15 protein-coding genes are annotated in these 19,408 nt (G+C 73.1%); 9 read left to right on the top strand and 6 right to left on the bottom strand.

From position 1 onward, the window contains the following. Window positions 1-158: 158 nt before the first annotated feature. Window positions 159-1,193, top strand: a complete 1,035-nt coding sequence (locus R4P08_RS08130) for a DNA-directed RNA polymerase subunit alpha (protein ID WP_317813295.1) — start codon at window positions 159-161, stop codon at window positions 1,191-1,193. A gap of 34 nt (window positions 1,194-1,227) precedes the next feature. Continuing rightward, complete coding sequence (gene rplQ / locus R4P08_RS08125; protein ID WP_317813294.1) at window positions 1,228-1,833, top strand: 50S ribosomal protein L17; 606 nt, start codon at window positions 1,228-1,230, stop codon at window positions 1,831-1,833. Between the two features lie 143 nt (window positions 1,834-1,976). Here the strand turns inward: rplQ and R4P08_RS08120 are convergent, their stop codons facing one another. Continuing rightward, entirely contained in the window at window positions 1,977-2,948 is a 972-nt protein-coding gene (locus R4P08_RS08120; RefSeq protein ID WP_317813293.1) for an SGNH/GDSL hydrolase family protein, read from the bottom strand. Window positions 2,949-3,022: 74 nt separating this feature from the next. On the opposite strand from R4P08_RS08120, the gene truA reads away from it, so the two are divergent. After that, complete coding sequence (gene truA / locus R4P08_RS08115; RefSeq protein ID WP_317813292.1) at window positions 3,023-3,916, top strand: tRNA pseudouridine(38-40) synthase TruA; 894 nt, start codon at window positions 3,023-3,025, stop codon at window positions 3,914-3,916. A gap of 8 nt (window positions 3,917-3,924) precedes the next feature. Here truA and R4P08_RS08110 read toward each other — a convergent pair whose 3' ends face one another. Both R4P08_RS08110 and R4P08_RS08105 read right to left on the bottom strand, forming a co-directional pair. Further along, the gene (locus tag R4P08_RS08110; RefSeq protein WP_317813291.1) at window positions 3,925-4,641 is read right to left on the bottom strand and encodes a CPBP family intramembrane glutamic endopeptidase; all 717 of its coding nucleotides are present in this window, start codon (window positions 4,639-4,641) and stop codon (window positions 3,925-3,927) included. Between the two features lie 80 nt (window positions 4,642-4,721). Continuing rightward, the gene (locus R4P08_RS08105; RefSeq protein ID WP_317813290.1) at window positions 4,722-5,810 is read right to left on the bottom strand and encodes an NAD(P)H-binding protein; all 1,089 of its coding nucleotides are present in this window, start codon (window positions 5,808-5,810) and stop codon (window positions 4,722-4,724) included. A 195-nt stretch (window positions 5,811-6,005) separates the two neighbouring features. Here R4P08_RS08105 and R4P08_RS08100 point away from each other — a divergent pair, with 195 nt between their 5' ends. Beyond that, complete coding sequence (locus tag R4P08_RS08100; protein ID WP_317813289.1) at window positions 6,006-7,127, top strand: DUF695 domain-containing protein; 1,122 nt, start codon at window positions 6,006-6,008, stop codon at window positions 7,125-7,127. Here R4P08_RS08100 and R4P08_RS08095 read toward each other — a convergent pair. Next, window positions 7,081-8,820: a hypothetical protein gene (locus R4P08_RS08095; RefSeq protein ID WP_317813288.1), complete on the bottom strand. Its 1,740-nt coding sequence runs from the start codon at window positions 8,818-8,820 to the stop codon at window positions 7,081-7,083. The two genes, R4P08_RS08100 and R4P08_RS08095, sit on opposite strands and share 47 nt — an antisense overlap. A gap of 146 nt (window positions 8,821-8,966) precedes the next feature. Between R4P08_RS08095 and eccB the strand changes: the two genes are divergently transcribed. Then, window positions 8,967-10,409, top strand: coding sequence for a type VII secretion protein EccB (gene eccB, locus R4P08_RS08090; protein ID WP_317813287.1), 1,443 nt, complete (start codon window positions 8,967-8,969; stop codon window positions 10,407-10,409). A gap of 33 nt (window positions 10,410-10,442) precedes the next feature. On the opposite strand, the gene mycP is transcribed toward eccB, so the two are convergent. Together mycP and eccD are read right to left on the bottom strand one after the other, a co-directional pair. Then, window positions 10,443-11,804, bottom strand: coding sequence for a type VII secretion-associated serine protease mycosin (gene mycP / locus R4P08_RS08085; protein ID WP_317813286.1), 1,362 nt, complete (start codon window positions 11,802-11,804; stop codon window positions 10,443-10,445). Continuing rightward, the gene (gene eccD, locus R4P08_RS08080) at window positions 11,801-13,399 is read right to left on the bottom strand and encodes a type VII secretion integral membrane protein EccD (protein ID WP_317813285.1); all 1,599 of its coding nucleotides are present in this window, start codon (window positions 13,397-13,399) and stop codon (window positions 11,801-11,803) included. The genes mycP and eccD overlap by 4 nt, the downstream gene beginning before the upstream one ends. Before the next feature lie 355 nt (window positions 13,400-13,754). Here eccD and eccCa point away from each other — a divergent pair, with 355 nt between their 5' ends. The 4 genes from eccCa to R4P08_RS08060 all read left to right on the top strand — a co-directional run bounded on the left by eccCa (window position 13,755) and on the right by R4P08_RS08060 (window position 19,376). After that, window positions 13,755-17,789 (top strand): type VII secretion protein EccCa, encoded by a 4,035-nt coding sequence (gene eccCa, locus R4P08_RS08075; protein ID WP_317813284.1) that lies wholly within the window; start codon window positions 13,755-13,757, stop codon window positions 17,787-17,789. 11 nt (window positions 17,790-17,800) lie between these two features. Then, window positions 17,801-18,619: a hypothetical protein gene (locus tag R4P08_RS08070; RefSeq protein ID WP_317813283.1), complete on the top strand. Its 819-nt coding sequence runs from the start codon at window positions 17,801-17,803 to the stop codon at window positions 18,617-18,619. A 110-nt stretch (window positions 18,620-18,729) separates the two neighbouring features. Further along, window positions 18,730-19,050 carry a WXG100 family type VII secretion target gene (locus R4P08_RS08065; RefSeq protein WP_317813282.1) on the top strand — a complete coding sequence of 107 codons (321 nt, stop codon included), beginning with the start codon at window positions 18,730-18,732 and terminating at the stop codon, window positions 19,048-19,050. 32 nt (window positions 19,051-19,082) lie between these two features. Then, the gene (locus R4P08_RS08060) at window positions 19,083-19,376 is read left to right on the top strand and encodes a WXG100 family type VII secretion target (RefSeq protein ID WP_317813280.1); all 294 of its coding nucleotides are present in this window, start codon (window positions 19,083-19,085) and stop codon (window positions 19,374-19,376) included. The last annotated feature ends 32 nt before the right edge of the window (window positions 19,377-19,408 follow it).

Here is a 19,408-nt window from a genome sequence, read left to right as displayed (position 1 = left end):
GTGGGTGGCCCGGGGGCTTTACTTTTTAGGGTTATTTATATCAGCTGTGGGGGGGCCCCCCCCGGGGGGGGGGGGGCCCCGCGCCCCCCCCCCCCCCCCGCGACTGTGGGTTAGCACGGCGTCAAATAGCGGACGTCGAGAACTGAAAGAGGTAGCACGTGCTCATCTCCCAGCGGCCCACCCTCACCGAGGAGGTCGTGTCCGAGAACCGCTCGCGGTTCGTGCTCGAGCCCCTCGAGCCCGGTTTCGGCTACACCATCGGCAACTCGCTGCGGCGCACGCTGCTGTCGTCCATCCCGGGCGCAGCGGTGACCAGCATCCGCATCGAGGGTGTCCTGCACGAGTTCACCACCGTGCCGGGCGTCAAGGAAGATGTCACCGACATCATCCTGAACCTCAAGGGCCTGGTCGTCTCGTCCGTCGAGGACGAGCCGGTCACCATGTACCTCAAGAAGCAGGGGCCCGGTGACGTCACCGCTGGTGACATCGTGCCGCCCGCCGGCGTGGAGGTGCACAACCCGGATCTGCACATCGCCACTCTCAACGAGAAGGGCCGTCTGGAGATCGAGCTGATCGTCGAGCGCGGTCGGGGCTACGTGCCCGCCGGGCTGAACAAGGACTCGGGTCACGAGATCGGCCGGATCCCGGTCGACTCGATCTACTCGCCGGTCCTCAAGGTGACCTACAAGGTCGAGGCCACCCGTGTGCACCAGCGCACTGACTTCGACCGTCTGGTCCTGGACGTCGAGACCAAGAACTCGATGTCCGCCCGCGACGCCCTGGCGTCGGCGGGTAAGACCCTGGTCGAGCTCTTCGGGCTGGCCCGGGAGCTCAACGACGAGGCCGAGGGCATCGAGATCGGGCCCAGCCCGGCCGAGGCCGATCACATCGCCGCTTACGGCATGCCGATCGACGATCTCGACCTGTCGGTCCGGTCTTACAACTGCCTCAAGCGCGAGGGCGTCCACACCGTGGGCGAGCTCGTGGCCCGCAGCGAGTCGGACCTGCTCGACATCCGCAACTTCGGTCAGAAGTCGATCGACGAGGTCAAGGTCAAGCTCGTCGAGCTGGGCCTGTCGCTCAAGGATGCGCCCCCCGGATTCGATCCCGCCTCGGTAGCCGGCTATGACGCCGAGACCGGCACGTGGACCGATGAGGGCGGCGAGGATTACGCCGAGACCGAGCAGCTCTGACGAGCGCTCTGCACACCATTCCTAGGAGAATCTGATGCCCAAGCCCAAGAAGGGCCGCCGTCTCGGCGGATCCGCCGCCCACCAGCGGCTCATCCTGTCGAACCTGGCGACCCAGCTGTTCGAGCACGACTCGATCCGCACGACGGACACCAAGGCCAAGATGCTGCGTCCGTACGCGGAGAAGCTCATCACCAAGGCCCGTCGCGGCACGCTCGCCGACCGTCGCGAGGCTGCCAAGCAGATCCGCAACAAGGACGTCCTGCACAAGTTGTTCGCGGAGATCGGCCCCCGGGTCGCCGAGCGCGAGGGTGGCTACACCCGGATCGTCAAGCTCGAGAACCGCAAGGGCGACAACGCGCCCATGGCGATGATCGCGCTCGTCACCGAGCAGCTCGCGTCGGCCGAGGCGTCGCGGTCCACCCGCGCCGCCGCCTCCAAGAAGGCCGCCGACAAGCCTGCTGAGGAGACGCCCGCCGTGGAGTCGACCGACGACGTGACTGCTGAGGCCGAGGCCAACAGCCCGATCGCCGATCAGGTCGAGGCCGCGGACAACGCTGAGGTCGAGGCTGCCGCCGAGACCGCCGAGGCCGTGTCCGAGGACACGACCCACGCGGACGACACGGACGCCGACAAGGCCTGATCCCCCCGAGGATCAACTGTGAAGGGCCCCGTCACCGCATCGCGCGGAGGCGGGGCCCTTCCACTATTTCCCGGCACCGGCCCTCACAGCACCGGCCCTCACAGCACCGGCCCTCACAGCACCGGCCCTCCCGACACCGGCCCCTACAGCACCGCACCCACCGCCTCGGCCATCGCTCGATGCCCGGCGGCGGTCAGATGCATGGGGTGGGACCCGGTCTCGACGCCGGTGAAGTCGGTGTAGCGGTCTGCGGGCGGGGCACAGGCGTGACGCGAGCCCGCGTCGGCAGGCACCACGACGTCCGCGCCCGCGGTGTCCGCGGCGTCGGCGACGATCATGTTGATGCGCTCGGTGACGTGCCTGGTCCAGGTGACGTCCCCGGGACTCATCCGGGAGATGAACTCGCAACCCCCGTGGTCGGGCACGAGCGGCATGTACGCGGTGGTGATGACCCGGGCGTCCGGGGAGCGTTGGCGGATACCGGTGTAGACCTCGCCGAGTCGGTCTCCGAGACGGTCGAGAGCATCGGTCACGGTGATCTCCAGGCGATCGCGGCACGGGGCGCCCATCGCGGCTCGCGGGGTCTGCACTATGCACGATGCCATCGCGCCGAACCCGATGTCGTTTCCGCCTATCGACAGGGTCACCAGGTCAGTATTCGCGGTGAGGGCCTCGAACTGGGGCGGCGCTCCCGCAGTCTGCGGCACCGTCAGATGGGACGTCTCCGCACCGCCGCAGGAGACGTCGACGAGCTCGCCGACCTCCTCTAACCCGGCCAGGAGTGCCGGATAGTTGCGGGTGGAGCGCAGGCACCCCGCGGGACCGGTCGTCGGTGCGGAGGTGGGCCCCAGCGCGGCGAAGGAGTCCCCCAGCGCCACGTATCGGGCGTAGGTGGGGCCGGTGTCGCGAGCGGACGCGGTCCCCGCGGCGGTGGGGGAGACGGGCGGGGCCTCGTCGTCGTCACCGGTGGTACACGCCCCCAGGGCGAGCGCGATGGTCACACCGGCGGTGAGGAGCGCGGCGGCGCCCCGCGGGGTGGGGAGCGCGGCGGGGTGCCGCGGGGTGGGGAGCGCGGCGGTGCCCCGCGGGGTGGGGAGGAGGCGCGACGACGACATGGCACCATCGTGCCGGACCCCGCCGTCTGTCGCGTGTGGCGGCCGAACAGTCAGGTGGTCTAGCGTCTGAGTCCGTGAGCACCCGCCGGATCCGTCTCGACGTCGCCTACGACGGCACCGATTTCTCCGGCTGGGCGCGTCAGCCCGGGCTGCGGACCGTGTGCGGGGTGCTGGAGGAGCAGCTCGCTAAAGTCCTGCGCCACCCCGTCACGCTCACCGTGGCCGGCCGCACCGACGCCGGGGTCCACGCCCGCGCGCAGGTCTGCCACCTCGAGGTGGACCCGGAGTGGCTGGACCAGCGCTCGGTCGAGGGGCGACCCGAGGCACTGGTGCGACGGCTCGCGCGGCTGCTGCCCGCGGACATCGCGGTGATGGCCGCGCGGTGGGCGCCCGAGGAGTTTGACGCCCGGTTCTCCGCGCTACGCCGTCATTACTCCTACCGGCTCACCACCGCCCCGTGGGGGCCCGAGCCCACCCGGGCGCGGGACACCGCGGCGTGGGGGCAGCGGGCGGACCTCGCCGCGGTGCAGGAGGCGTCGGAGCGGCTGCTGGGTCTGCACGACTTCGCGGCGTTCTGCCGTCGTAAGGAGGGCGCCACGACGATCCGCGAGCTCCAGCGCTTCGAGTGGCGCGCCGAGGCCGATGCGCGGGGCCCGGACGCGCCGGGTGCCGCGGAGGTGTGGACGGCGTCGGTGAGCGCCGATGCCTTCTGCTGGTCGATGGTCCGCAGCCTCGTGGGCGCGGTGATGGCCGTGGGGGAGGGGCGGCGGAGCCAGGACTGGATCGCCGGGCTGCTGGACGAGACCGAGCGCGCGTCGTCCGTGCCCGTGGCCCCGGCGTGCGGGCTGTCGCTGGTGGGCGTGGACTACCCGGCCGACGCCGACCTCGCATTGCGTAATGTGACCACCCGCGAGGTGCGCCCGGACCCCCGCGCCGGTGACCGTGCCGGGGACTGCTGCGGCGGTTGATCCCGGGTTCAGACCCGAGCGGCGTCGAGGATCGGGCCGAGCGCGAACAGCATCACCATCGACCACGCCACGTGCGTGATGATCGGCCCCAGGATCCCGCCGGTGCACCGCCGCTGGACCGCCGTGACCGCACCCAGTATCACCGCGGCCAGCACGAGCAGGGGGATGCCCGAGGCGGCGGTCACGGCCCCGTAGACCACGGTGGTCACCAGAACCGGGTGCAGGCGTGAGGTGGCCGAGTACACGGCGCCGCGGTGGAAGCACTCCTCCGCGACCCCGTTGACCGCGGTCAGCAGCGCCACCAGCGCGAGGTTGCCCACCGTGGCGTGGTCCAGGAGGGCGTCCACGGGGTCGCGCAGCGGCTCGATCCGGGCCACGACCAGCGCCCCCAGGCAGAAGAGGGCGGCCAGCGCGGCGGCGGTCAGGATCGAGGACAGCACCGGCCGGCCCGCCCGATACGGTTCGCGCCCCACCCGGATCGGGCCGGAGGCAAAGGCCCCGATCAGCCACACCGACGCGAGCAGCGACGTGGCGGGGTAGAACATCCCGTCCCCGGCGGGGATGCGCAGCGCCCAGGCGCCGACGGCCGCCCCCACGACCAGGGTGAGGACGACGACGACGAGGCGACGGCGCGTCGGGGGCACCGGCGCGGTCTCCATCTCGCCGGTGCGCCACGCCTGCCGGTAGCGGCCGACCAGGGTTGCCGGGACGACGGTGTCGGACACGACCGTGCCGGGGCCCGGTTCCCCGGGTCCAGGCTCTCCCGGCCCAGGCTCTCCGGGCCCCGGCTCAGCGCGGCCGACGGTCATCGCGCTGCGTGGGCACGCGACCCGGCGCGGGCGGGCCACAGGGTCGGCGGTCGCACCCCGGCCCAGTCGGCGTCGCTGGGCAGGAGCCGCGCCGGGTCGCCGAGGGGATCGGCGCCCTCCCAGAGCGCGGGCCGGGCCGGGCCGTGCGGGATCCGCAGGGCCTCGCGCAGCGCCTCCCGGTAGCCCGTGCGGCCGCCGGGCGGCGGTCCGAGCACCTCGTCGGCGTCGTCTTCGAGCACGATGGCCTCGCAGCGCAGGGATTCCACGAGCGGTTGGGCCAGGCCCGGATCGAGCGGCGTGACCAGCCCCATCCACAGCGAGGACAGTTTGGGCGTGAGCACGGGGACCGGGACCATGAGCCGGCGGTGCAATCCCGCCTCCTCGGCGTAGATCTGCATCATCTGTCCGTACGTCAGGACGTCCGGCCCGCCCACGTCGATGGTCCGCCCACCGTCGACCGGACACGTGGTGGCGGCCGCGAGGTAGTGGACCGCGTCGCGGACGGCGATCGGCTGGATCCGGTTGCTGACCCACTTCGGGGTGACCATCCCCGGGAGCCGGGTGGTCAGGTGCCGGATCATCTCGAACGACGCGGACCCCGAGCCGATCACCACCCCGGCCTGGATCACGAGTGCGGGCACCGTCGAGGCGAGCATGATCCGGCCCACTTCCACGCGGGAGCGCAGGTGCGTGGAGAGGTCGGTCTCGTCCTCCGGGTGGAGGCCGGACAGGTGCACGATCCGGCCCACCCCGGCGGTCTCGCAGGCGCGGACGAAGTCCTCGGTGGTCTCGCGTTCCTCCGTCTCGAAGTCCGCCGAGTTGCCCATCGAGTGCACGAGGTGGCAGGCCGCGTCGACGCCGCGGAGAGCGTCCAGCAGCGCCTGCTCGTCGCCCAGACCCCCCTCGTGGACGGTGACGGCCTCGCGCCACGGGACGTCGTCCAGGCGCGCGGGCGTGCGGGCGAGAACCGAGACCTCGGCGCCGTCGGCGAGCAACCGTGGCACGAGCCGGGACCCGATGTACCCGGTGGCGCCGATCACCAGGATGCGGGGGCGGGGGCCGGGGTCACCGGCGGGCAGGGACATGCCCCCGATACTCCCAGTGCTGACGCCTCCGCGCACCCGATGTCCGCCGGACATCATGGAGACAGTGTTACTTTCCCTCCGCCCCGACCGCCGTGGTCCCCGCAGGCCGGGGCGGTGTTCCCCGGCGAGATCCCCGTCCTTCGGGTGGGGCGTCGCGGGCACGACACCCGGAATATCCGGATACTGGGGACAGACATGCTCTACGGACCGCGGCGGGTGGGAGGAGAACAGATGGCGATCGGTGCGGCACGACCTCGGCAGCTCTCCCGTTCGCTCGACTTCTCCGGCGTCCGCATAGAAACCGCCCGACTCCGCTCGGACCGCGCCATCACGAGCTTCTGGCGGTGGTGGGCTGAGGGCGGGTGCCGTCGCGCCTCCGCGGCGGTCTCCTCGGGTGACGCGCGCCGCGTCGTCCCCGAGATCACGTCGTTGATCGAGGCCATCGACCCCGGGCTGTCCTGGGAGTTCGTCCCCGGTCGCGACGGCGGGTCGCATCGGCTGACGGTCACCGCGGCCGGCGTCCCCGAACTGCGGGGCGCGGCGCGACGCTGGCTCGCGGCAGCGCCCCCCGCAGGAGCCACCTGGTCGTTCGGCGACCTGCGCGAGCCGGTGTCCGGCGGCGCCATGTTCTTCCGCGACCGGCGGCTGGTCTTCGACGAGGCCGAGGTCGTGGTGGATGTGGGGCTGTCCCAGGCCGAGGTCACCGTGCACCACCCCGGGTTCGCGGGCCTCGTCGGCGCGGATCCCGGGATCGCCGCGTACCTGCTGCTGGACGCCATGTGCGGGGAGGCGGCGGTGGAGCTGTGGGTGGGCAGGATCCGGGCCAACGCCGTCGCCCCGGGGGACGACGCCGTGCCGCTGTCCGAGCTGCCGGGGATCCTGCAGGAACTCGCCTGCGACAACAGGGACGAGACCGGCGGTCCGGCCTGGCAGATCCTGCACGGGGATACAGGCCAGGGCCCGTTGGTCGCCGTGGTCCGCGTGCCCCTGGTGGCGCTGTCCGCCCCGGAGTTCGACCGCCACGTCGCCGTCCACGTGCCCTATACAGACGTCGAGGACGGCGGGCTGCCGGGGCCGGGATCGCTGCCGTGGCTGCGCGACCTCGAGGACCACCTCGTGGACCGCATCGGGGCGAACGGCGAGTGCGTGGGGGCGGAGAGCTGCAGCGGGAGACGCCTGCTGCACTTCTACACCGATTCCACGACCCCCGCCCACGAGCAGCTCCGCGTGGCCGCGTCCGGGTGGGAGCAGGGTGAGGTGACCGTGACGGTCACCGACGACCCGGGGTGGCGGAAGGTCCAGCACCTGCGGGTGTGAGCTCCGCGGGCCTGTCCGCGCCGGCTGCGGAGATCGCCCCCACGAACCGCTCCTCGCCCGGCCCGGCCACCACCGACACCCGGTGGGCCCGGCCGCCACGCGGTTCGACCGAGATCCAGCCCTCGATCCTGCCGTCCAGGACCAGGTCGGGCGGCACCGGGGCCGTGGGCCCTCGCGTCCGGCCGACGTCCCAGTCGGCGTCCACCCGGATCACCGTCGGCGGGGCGACATCCCGGCCGCCGGGGCCGGCCAGGGCGTCGATCCGGCCTTCGCTCAGGGGGCCGTCGACGTCCCAGAACACGGCATCGACCGAAGTGCCGGCGTCGGAGGCGTCGGGTGCGACGATCCGGTATCGGCTCTCGTCGCCGATCTCCAGCAGCGGCCGCCAGCGGTCGGGTACGTCGGTCACCACGGCTACCCGGTAGCCGGCCGCGACAGCGCGGAAGGCCACCTGGCGGCACAGTGCGGGCCGGGCCGCGAGGAGCACTGATCGCAGGTGCGGGCCCACCAACTGCAGTGCGGAGGCGCTCCCGGATCGGGTCGCCCCGAGGATCTGGCCGGACCCGTGGGCGGGCGGGGCGAGTCCGTCGAGCGAGTCGATCCGTCGCCGGACCAGGGACCCGGCCACGGCCGCCGGCAGTGGCTCGCCGGGCACGGGGAGCACCTGCGCGGACGAGAGCACATGGCAGCACGAGTCTGTGGTTCCCGGCAGCGCCTGCGCGGGGATCCCGGCCAGACCCGCCGTCAGACCCGCCGTCACACCCGCCGTCAGACCCACGGTCGAGACCACGTCCACCACGTCGCTACGGCCCTCGACCCGGCGCACCCGGACCACCTCGGTGATGTCGGCGGCCCGCACCGCGGCGAGGGTGTCGACGACCTCGCGTGGGTCCGCCCCCGGCCGGATCACCAGCCCGGCCCCGGCCCCGGCCCCGGCCCGGGGCTCGGCCTCGGCCTCGAGGTAGCGCTCGGCGAGCTCGGCGGCGTCGAGGACCCGGCACGGGACCCCGTGGTGCACCAGCGCTCGTCGCAGTCGTTCGGTGGCGACCGCGACGACCTCTGGCAGCGTGCGGTCCGAGGTGTCATCCGGGCCGCGCCCGCTGCCGGTGTCGGTGCTCGCCGACGCCATCGCCAGACGAGCCAGATCGAAGCGGAGCAGCAGGTGGATGCGCCGATGCGAGATCAGGGCCAGTGGACCCACCAGCGAGCTGTACACCTCGCCGTCGGGACCCGTCGCCGCCCGGCGGCCGTGGACCACCACATCGATTCCCTCGAGCAGCACCCCGCCCTGGTCCAGCTGCCGGGCCACCGCCGCCAGGGGGAACCGGACGCCGCGGAAGTCCGCCGGGGCGTCCCTGCCGACCTCGGTGGCGGCGAGCGCTCCGGCGGAGATCTCGACCCCGGTGGTCACCACCCTCTCGCCCTCGACGCACCCCACCAGGGTGAGATCACGGGCGACCAGGTCCACGACGTCGACCTCGGTCCGGCGCGGGTGGATCCGACGAGCAATAAGCGGACGCCCCCGGTGGCGGAGGGTGACCGCGAAGGCGACCAGGGCGGCGGCCGCGAACTGCACCCACGGCTGCCACTGTGGGGGGCAGATCATGGTAAGGACGACCGTCAGGCCGAGCACCGCCCAGAGCGCGGAGAGAGCGGGGATCGCCGACATCGCCCACCCCTTCGCCTCTGTCATTTGACCTGTCAGTCCTGTCGGTGGAATCCGTCAGCCAGCGTGCGTGAGAACCCGCGGGATGACCGGCCACGGAGCCCGGATGGTGGCGTACCCTACCCCGGCACCACCCCCTGCGGGGTGTCACCTGCGTGGGGAGGAGCCGGTCGATGTCGATGAAGCCGACGACAAGAGCGCAGGTCGACGGGCACCGTTTCCTGACCCGCCGGGCCCGGCACGCGGTGGTCGCGCGGGATGTCCGGATGCTCCACGACCCCCTCAAGCGCCAGTCCATGGGGCTCACGGTGGGCGTGGTCGCCGCCGTCCTGGGGTGCGCGGGCGCCGCGGTCATGTCGCTGCTCGACCCGGCGCCGGACGTCGCCCGCTCGACCATCATGGTGGGCCGGGACTCCGGGCAGATGTACGTCCGGGCCGGCGACCTGGTCCACCCGGTGTACAACCTCACCTCGGCCCGTCTGGTCCTGGGCGAGCCCGCGCAGCCCGACACCGTGCGGGACTCGGACATCGCCGGGACCCGCCGCGGGGGATTACTCGGCATCCCCGGAGCGCCGTCCGTGCTGCCGGCGCACCGCGACGCCGTCGCGGCGACCGGCGTGTCGTGGACGGTGTGCGACGAGGTGGTCGACGCACACCGCGGTCGCCCCCGGATCGCCGCGACCAGCGTCGTCGCCCGCGGAGGGGTGCCGGAGCAGGGCAGGGAGACCGGCCCGGACGAGATCGTCCTGGCCGATCAGGACGGCGCGGGGTGGGTGCTGAGAGATGGCACCCGTGCGCGCATCGACCTCGGCGACGGGGATCTGCTGGCGATCCTCGGCCTGGACGGTGTCGACCCCCGACCGGTCACGGCTGCGTTGATCGACCCGCTCCCGGAGGTCGACCCGGTGGCGCGGCCGGAGATCGAGATGGTGGGGCAGCCGGTGGACTACGGTTTGGATGCCCTGCGCATCGGTCAGGTCTTCACCGTCGACACGGCCTCGGGCACCCGGACCCACGTGGCGCTGGCCGATGGCGTCCAGGAGGTCGGTCCGGTGGTGGCCGACGTCATCCGGTCCACCTCGACGGTCGGCCCGGTGGTGTCGGTGTCCCCGGACCGCATGGGGGTCCCCCGGTCCGTGGCGCTGGACGTCGCGGCGTTCCCGGCGAGCCGCCCGTCGGTGCTCACCGCCAGCGACGCGCCGGTCCTGTGCGTGCGCGATGCCGGTGACCCCGATTCCGCGGTCCGGCGGATCACCGTGGTCGCGGGCGCCGCTGCGCCCGGGCCGGGCGAGGCGCGCACGGTGGCCGGTGCGGACGGGGGAGGGCCGGCCGTCGACGCCGTCGGCATCCCCGGTGGTGGACTCCTGGTGTCCGCGGCGGGGCGGGGCACCTCCACCCGCAGCTCCGTGACGACGATCGTCTCCGACACCGGGGTGCGCTTTGACGTCCCCGACCCGGAGACCGCGGCGATCCTCGGGATCGGTGGGACGCCGGCACCGGTCGACGCGGGCACGCTCGACCGGCTGCCCGCCGGCCCGCGGCTGGACAGGGGCTCCGCGCTGGTCGCCAGGGACGGGTCCGACCTGGAGCCGGCGGGGGACCAGCCGGCGGGTTGAGGCACCGGGGGCATAGATCGGTGCCCGCGTCGATCACCGCCCGCGCGGACGCGTCAGGGCGACGACGACGAGGACGAGCGCCCCGAGGGCCAGTGAGCCGGCCGCCACGATCGCACCGACGCCCGCCCCCGCCGGACCAGGAGCGGAGGTGGGGGCCGCGATCGTGGTGGTCGCGGGTTTGGGGCGCCCCGATCGGCGGACACCCGTGACGGCGGCGACAGGGTCGACCACCCCGTGGCCCACTGCGAAGTCGTGCCCGCCGGCTGCGGGGAGCGCGGTGTTCTCGATGCGTTCGATCACCTGACGGGCGGTGAGATCCGGGCGGGCCTGCCGGATGAGCGCGGCGGTGCCGGCGACGAACGGCGCGGAGAAACTGGTCCCGCTGATCGCGCTGCGCGAGCCGTCGCCGTCCACCACCAGGTCGGAGACACCCGCTCCGTCAGCCCCCACCGAGCGTAATCCCACGGCGGGTGCGGCGACGTCCACCCACGGGCCCCGGAGCGAGAATTCGGCGGGGACGCCGTCGGCGTCGACACCGCCCACGGTCAGGACGTGGTCGTCGTACCAGGCGGGCGCGGCGACGGTGACGACGTCGTCCCACCCGTCGTCACCCGGGACGGTGGGGTCACCGGCGCCGGGGTTCTGGTCGCCGCACGCCCCGCCCACGTTGCCCGCGGCGGCCACCAGCACCACGTCGTGGTCGACGGCGGCGTAGCGGATCGCGCCGCCCAGTGTGTCGTCGGCCAACAATGTGCTGGCGGGAACGCAGGCGACCTCCGAGATGTTGATGACACCGGCGCCCGCGTCGACCGCCGCGCGGATCGCCCTGGCCAGGGAGGAGAGCGTGCCGACACCCGCGCCGACCACCGGGTCGTCGGAGCGCCCCCCGGTTCTTGTCAGGACGCTGCTCGACTGCCGGATCGAGACGATCTCGACGCCGGGGGCCACACCGGAATGGCCACTGGCGTCCTCGGTCGCCGCCAGTACCCCGGCGACGAGGGTCCCGTGGGCGTCACAGTCCTCGGTGCCGTCCCGTCCCGGTACGACGTCGCCGGCGCCTCGCACACGCGGCAACCGCGGACCGGGATTGACCCCGGTGTCGATGACGGCGACGATCTGCCCTTCGCCCCGGCCGTGGATCCAGGCGGGGCGCAGGTCCGTGACGGTGGCGGAGGCGGGCGCGGCGGCCGGGTCGAGGACGGCGGCGGTGGTGCGGCAGGGCCCGTCGAGGCGTAGCGAACCGGCATCGGTGAGCCCGGGGTCGAGCGCACCGGTAACGGGAACGGGCCCGTCGATCGTCGGCCGTTCGACCGCTCCCACGACCGGTCCGCCGGCCGCAGGGATGGCCAGGATCGCCCCCACGGCGACCAGGGAGAAAATCCGGGCGGACCTCATCGCTGGCGGACGAGAGAGTAGACGCCCATCGCGCCCACCGCGAGGGGGACGATCACGCAGATCCCGACCGCCTCGACCGTGCCCACGGAGCGCAGAGTCGCGGGGGAGAGCTCCACGTGGGGCAGCGCCACCGCGGCCAGCGCGACCGCGACGCCCACCATGACGGCGGCGGGGACCACGATCCCGACGGGCGAGGGCTGCGTGAGGACCGCCCCGAGCAGGATGCCCGCCGTGAGCGCCAGCGCAGACCCCAGCAGGATCGCGGTGTGCACCCGGTCGGCGTAACCGAGACCGCGCAGCACCAGCACCACCACGAGTACCAGCGCGAGCGGGGACGCCCATCGGGTGGACCCCGGGCCACCGGTCAGCGATACGAGCGAGGAGACCGCGCAGAGTCCGCCTCCGGCGGACAGGAGCCCGGTGAGCCACGACCGGGAGGCGAGGAACCGATGTCTGAGGACCGCCGGGGTGGGCAGCGGGCCGCTTCCGCTCGTGTTGCCGGGGCCCGTGGTCCGTACATGGTGGTCGATCTCCCCGCGATCGGAGCCGGTGTGTGCCCAGCCCTCTAGGTCGCCTGCCTCCACGTCCTCGCCCGGGGCGGGAACGGGCGGGATGGGGATGCGGGCCGCCGAGACGGCGATCGCCGGCGCCGCGGTGAGCAGGGCGAGGCCGGCGAGCAGGGCGCCGGCCCCGGCCGCATGGACCGGGACGCCGGTCGACGCGACGACCACCGCGGCGGCCGCCCCCGCCGACAGCACCACGGTGAGCGCGAGGTACCCGGCGGCGAGAGCATACGAGCGTCGGGGACCCGGCCGGAACACGGTGCAGCGCAGCACGCCGGCGAGGACCGCGCCGGCGGTGAGTCCTCCGACGAGGTGCCCCGCCCCGGCGGGGGCGGCGTCGATGGTCCCGGCCGCGATCACGGTGAAACCGACGGCCGCCGCCGCGGCGACGGCCTGGGCGCTGCCGGGGGCCGCGGCGGAGCGCAGGGCGAGGACGGCAGCCAGTCCGAGCAGCGCGAGCGCGGCGGCGACCAGGGGAGCGACGAGCCCCCCACCCGCCCGCCACTGGACGGCCAGTGCTGCCGCGGCGACCACCGTGACCATCGCGGTTGTGGCCGTCGCGGCGTGCACGGCGTCGCGCCGATCCCAGGTGGGGGAGCGCGCCACGTCCGGATCGGTGAGTCCGTGGAGGACGTCGTCGAACAGCGGCGCGGGTGTGGGTACCGGTCGGTGGTCCAGCACGAGGATCTCGCCGTCGTGGACGCGTTGCTGGGCGAGGGTCTCCGACACCGCCAGCGGCCCGCCCGCGAGGCGCGACAGCTGCCAGGAACCGCCCGCGCCGCCACCCATCCGGGCATCCACGTCGATGCCGGAGGCCGGTCCCGCAGCCGACCGGATGTGGTCGCGCACCAGGTCCACGACCTCGGGGATCACCGCGACGAGCTCGAGATGGGCGGGCAGGCTCAGATCCACCCGGGTGGTGCGACACACGACCGATACCCGCCGCTGGTCCAGCGGCTCCACGCCGGCGGCTACTCCGGGGATCTCGCTCGGCTCGGTCCTACCCCGCTCGGTCCTACCCCGCTCGGTCACGCCCCGCTCCGTCCCACCCTGTCTACCCTGCTTTGTCACACCCGGTCCTCCCCTCGCGCCTCGCCGGTGTTCCCACTAGCTGGTCCCGCTGAACTGTTCCCGCCGATCTGTTCCCGCAGGCCATTCCCCGCGGGCCGATCCCCGACGCGCGTCTCCTGCCGGCTGTCGGCCCGGCCGGATGGCCTCCCCGCCACGACGTGAACTGCTCTAACATCGCCACTCGATACGGCGACCAGGTTCGACCAACTGCTCGGGACAACCAGTTGGGACAACATTGTCGGCGGCGGGGTGCGCTCGTGGGGATGCCACCTCCGGCACCGGGGTCGCGGTCACCACGGAAGGGGAGGGGGCCGGTATGGGGGACGTGGTGTTCACCCGCGCCGAGCGGCCCGAGGCCCCGACGGTGCCGACCGGTGAGCTGACGCTGCAGGCCCCGCCGGGCCTGCCCCGGCCCACCCCACGTCCCCTCATCCAGATCCTGCTGCCCGTCATCCTGGTCGTGGCGGTGCTGGGCATGGTCGTCGTCATGATGCGCACCGGCATGATGCGCAATCCGATGTTCATGCTGTTCCCGGTGATGATGGCGGTCTCCGCAGTGGGCATGCTCGCCGGAACCCTGTCAGGGGGGAACAAGACCGCCGAGACCGACGAGCTCCGCAAGGACTACCTCCGCTACCTCGGGCAGACGCGCGACACCGTGCGCGAGACCGCCTCCGCGCAGCGGGCGGCCGCACTGTGGCGCCACCCTGACCCGGTCGAACTGCCGGCGCTGGTGGGGACCCCGCGGATGTGGGAGCGGGACGAGAGAGACCCGGAGTACCTGACCGTGCGGGTGGGTCCCGGCCGACAATCCCTGGCGACCAGGCTGTCGGTGCCGGACACCGGGCCCGTCGACGATCTCGAACCGGTCTCCGTGGTGAGCATGCGCCGCTTCGTCCGCGTGCACTCGGTGGTCGACGACCTTCCGGTCGCCCTCGAACTGCGGGCGTTCCCCGCGATCTCCCTCGAGGGCGAGGTCGACGAGGTGCGCTCCGGGGTGCGCGCGATGCTCGCCGGCCTGGTGGTCTCCCACGGGCCCGACCAGGTCAGGGTGGCCGTGGCCGCGAGCGAGGGTCACGCCCGGCGGGCCTGGGAATGGCTCAAGTGGCTCCCGCACCACCAACACCCGACGTTCACCGACGGGGGCGGACGGGTACGGCTCACCGAGTTCTCGCTCGCCGGGGTCGAGTCGATGATTGCCTCCGACATCGCGGAGCGGCACGCGTTCTCCCCGAGTGCGCCGATCCGTCCGGGGGTGCCGCACCTCGTCGTCGTCGTCGATGGGGTGGGTGTCACCGGCGCCGAGCGCCTCCTCGCCGAGGACGGACTGGACGGGGTGACGGTCGTCGAGGTGTCCGGCAGCCGGGCCGGGCAGCTCCGCGACCTGGCGCTACGGCGTGGGTTGTGCATCCGGGTCGACGACGACGGGCGGGCTCTTGTGCGGACCGAGTCCGGCGACGAGGAGATCGCGCGGCTCGACGCGATGAGCCCTCCGGAGGCGGAGCGGCTCGCCATGGCGCTGGCGCGGTTCCGGCCCGCCGACACCGTGACCGACGCCGACGGCTCGACCTCGACCCGGCGTGCCCCGGGCCTGCCCGACCTGCTGGGGATCGGGCTGGCCACCCAGGTCGACCCGGCAGTGGCGTGGCGCCGACGCGGCGAGCGCGACCGCCTGCGGGTGCCGGTCGGAGTGACTCCGGACGGGGCCCCCGTCGAGCTGGACCTCAAGGAGGCAGCACAGGGAGGGATGGGTCCGCACGGGCTGTGCATCGGCGCGACGGGCTCGGGCAAGTCGGAGTTCCTCCGCACGCTCGTCCTCGGTCTGGTCGCGACGCACGACCCGGACGCGCTCAACCTGGTCCTCGTGGACTTCAAGGGCGGGGCCACCTTCCTGGGGCTCGAATCGCTGGCCCACGTGGCCGCGGTGATCACCAACCTCCAGGCCGAGATCACCATGGTCGACCGCATGCGCGACGCGCTCGAGGGCGAACTCACCCGGCGCCAGGAGGTCCTGCGCGCGGCCGGGAACTACGCAGGCGTGGGCGAGTACGAGGCCGCGCGCGCCAAGGGGGCTCCGCTCGACCCGATGCCCGCGCTGGTGATCGTGGTCGACGAGTTCTCCGAGCTGCTGAGCTCCAAACCCGAGTTCGCCGAACTGTTCCTCACCATCGGCCGCCTGGGCCGGAGCCTGCACGTCCACTTGCTGCTGGCGTCCCAGCGACTCGAGGAGGGGCGGCTGCGCGGGCTCGACAGTCATCTCTCGTACCGGATCGCGCTCAAGACCTTCTCGGCCACGGAATCGCGCACGGTCCTCGGGGTGACCGACGCCTACCACCTGCCGGCCACCCCGGGCGCGGGCTACCTGAAGATCGACGCGGGCGACCCGGTGCGCTTCGACGCCGCCTACGTCTCGGGGCCGTATCTCCAGGACCGTCGGCTGGACGGCTCGTCGGTCGTGATCCCGGTCGCGCGCGCGGCCGTGCGTCCTTTCTCGGCCTGGTACATGCCGGTACCCGCCCTCGCCCCCGCGCTCCGGGATCACCACCCCGGCGACCCCGCCGGAGACGCTGCCGACGCCGCCGCCGCCGAGCCGGACGGTGACCGGAACGAATCGACCAGCCTGCTCGACGTGCTGGTCGGCAGGCTCGCCGGGCACGGCCGGCCTGCCCACGAGGTCTGGCTCCCGCCGCTGGGAGCGGGCGCGCCGCTGGACGCGGCGGTGGGCACCGAACCCTCGGGCGCACGCGACAACAGGCCGCCCACCTGGCGTTTCCCGCTGGCGGTGATCGACCTGCCCTTCGAGCAGCGCCGCGACATCTGGCACGTCGACCTGTCCGGTGCCGACGGCAACATCGCCGTGGTGGGCGGCACGAGGTCGGGTAAATCGACCACCCTGAGCACCCTGATCCTGTCGGCCGCCGCCACGATCGAGCCCGACAGGCTCTCGATCTACGTCGTGGACCTGGGCGGCGGCGCGTTGCAGTCGGTTGCCGGGCTGCCGCACGTCGGTGGCGTCGCTCGGCGCGGCGAGGAGGAGAGGATCCGCCGAACGGTCGCCGAGGTGGGCACCGAGCTCAAGCGGCGAGAGACCGCGTTCCGTGAAGCGGGCGTCACCTCCGTCGACCAGGCCCGCCGCCGGCTGACCGAACTCGACGGACGACGGGTGGCGGAGTACCCCGACGTCCTGCTGGTGATCGACGGCTGGCAGGCCTTCCGGACCGATTTCGAGGACCTCGAGCAGCTGGTGGTGACGATGGTCGCGGACGGTTTGTCCTACGGCGTGCACGTGGCCTTGTCCGCGGCCCGGTGGGCGGATCTGCGGCCGGCGCTACGGGACGCCCTGGGCACCCGCGTCGAACTACGGCTGGGCGACCCCACGGACTCGATGATCGATCGCCGGGTGGCGATGACCGTGCCCTCCGAGCCCGGCCGCGGACTGTCGAGCGGGCGTCATCACATGCTCGTCTACCAACCCCGTCTGGACGGACTGGTCGAGACGGAGGGGATCGCCGCCGCGACCGCCTCCGCCGCCCGTCACCTGGCGCAGCGGTGGCGGGCCCGGGTGGGCGACATCGGCGCGGGACCGGTCCGGATGCTGCCCGAGGTGCTGCCGTACGCCCAGCTCGCGAGTCTGTCCCGTCCGGGCTCCGACGGCAGCCGCACCCGCGTCCCGCTCGGCGTGGACGAAGCCGATCTCACGGTGGTCTATGCGGACCTGGCGAGCGACCCGCTGATGCTGGTACTCGGGGATTCCGAGTGCGGCAAGACCTCGGTGTTGCGCTCGGTGACCCGCGGCCTGGTCTCGGGCAACACTCCGGAAAAGGCCAGGGTCATCGTGGTGGACTATCGCCGCACCATGCTCGGCGAGGTCCGGGGCGACCACCTCGCCGGATACGCCGCCACGGAGACGGCACTGGTGCCGATGGTCGAGCACCTGGTCCGGATTCTCGACGACCGGATGCCCGGCGCCGACGTCACCCCGGACGAGTTGCGGGCGCGGTCGTGGTGGAGCGGACCTCGGATCCACCTGATCGTGGACGATCTCGACCTGGTGATCACCGGCAGCGGGAATCCCCTGCTCCCGCTCGCACGGTTCCTGCCCCACGCCCGCGACATCGGGCTGTCGGTGGTACTGGCGCGCCGCAGCGCGGGCGCCTCCCGCGCGCTGTACGACGCCTTCGTCGGCCGGATCCGGGACCTGGGCGGAGCCGGGCTGATCATGTCCGGCAGTCGCGAAGAGGGGCCGCTGCTCGGCGGCGTGCGGCCCGCGCCGCAGCCCGCGGGCCGTGGCCGCCTGGTCACCCGCGACGCCGGCGTGCGTCTCGTGCAGACCACTTGGTCCCAGCCGTGAATGACACAGGGGTGACCGACGCGGGCGCACTCCTCTCCGTCGACCTCTCCTGTTCGGGTCTGGCGGTGGCCTCGGCCTCGGCGTCGGCGGTCCTCGACCCGGTCGTCGCACCCGCCTCCGTGCTGGCGGGTGCGGACGGATCGGCGCTCCCCCCGGGCGGCGACCGTATCGAGTGTTCCGACCGGGTGGACGCCGTTGCGGTCCGGCACCCGGACAGGTGCCTCGCGGACCCGGTCGCGGTCGCGCATCGCGACCGCGTCGACGTGGCGGGGCTCTCCGTACCCGTTGCCGAACTGCTCGCGGCGCCGGTGGCCCGGGCGCTGCGGTGGGCGGGGGCGAGAGACGGGGACGCCGTGGTGCTCATCGTCCCCAGTCAGTGGGGAGCCGCCCGCACCTCGCGGTTGGCTGCTGCCGCACGTGGGCTGGGGGTCACGCCCCGGATCGTCCGAGCCGCCCTGGTGACGGCGGAGGCGCTGCCATCGTCCTCGGCGCGCTGGGCGGTGTGTGTGGAGTCGTGCCGGTCCTGCACCACGGTGAGCCTGGTCGAGCGCAGCCGAGGTGGCCTCGAGCTGGTCGACCGTGGCGTCGTGCACCGGTGGGACCCCTGCCGGGACTCCGTGCGTGACGACGAGGTCTCCCGCGTGCTCGAGTCCGTAGCCGCTCTGCGACACGGGCGACGGGCGGCGGGATCCGGGTCGACCGAGGTCCTGGCCCGCGGGCGCAACGCCGAGCACGTGGTGGACGCCTGCGATCAGGCGCGGTTGCTCTCGTACGTCGTGCCGGAGCTCGCCCCTGTCGAGGTGGCGCTGCGGCTCCACGACGGCGCCTGACGTCGCCGCGGGTCTCGCGGATCGGGACGGAACCGAACCGGGCCCCGGGTACGTCGAACACTGTGACGGACCCAGAACGGGGATCTGTAGGACCACAAGGGGAGGACGAGATGACCGGTTTCAATACTCACATCGGGACCATGGACACCGCGGCCAGGAGGGTCGACGACGTGAACCTGGAGATCGACCGACTGCTCGGCAACGTGCGCGACTCGGTGTCCCAGCTCGGAGGTTCGGTGTGGCGGGGTGCCGCCCAGGCGAGGTTCGCCACGATCATGGCCGAGTGGCAGGAGCAGAGCGCCCGACTCAACACGGCTCTGTCGGGGATCTCGGAGACGATGCGGACCAACAGCACGTCGTTCGACGCCGCCGACCAGGACTCCGCCCAGATGATCGGCCGGGTCGGAGCCTCCGGCCCACTCAACATCTGACCACTCACCTCGATACCACCGGGAGACTCATCATGACCTCAGGGCAGATCACCTACAACCACGGTCCCATCGAATCGCTCGTCGGACAGGTCGGGTCGGCGTCCACCGCTCTGCGGACGACGCTGGACGACCTCAGGTCCTACCTCGCCCCGCTCGTCGCCGAGTGGGAGGGCGACGCCGCGATCGCCTATCAGGCCCATCAGAGGGACTGGGACCAGGCCGCGGCCGCGCTGCAGTCGATGCTCACCGAGATCTCGCGCGCGGCGGGCCAGGGCAACCAGGGGATGGCCGACGCCGACCGCCGCGCCGCCCAGGGCTGGGGCTGACCGCCGCCGCTCAAGACACCGCCGCGCGCACA

This window comes from Rhodococcus sp. IEGM 1408, assembly GCF_033142235.1.
Lineage (GTDB): Bacteria > Actinomycetota > Actinomycetes > Mycobacteriales > Mycobacteriaceae > Dietzia.
This window is presented reverse-complemented; position numbering and strand designations above follow the sequence as displayed.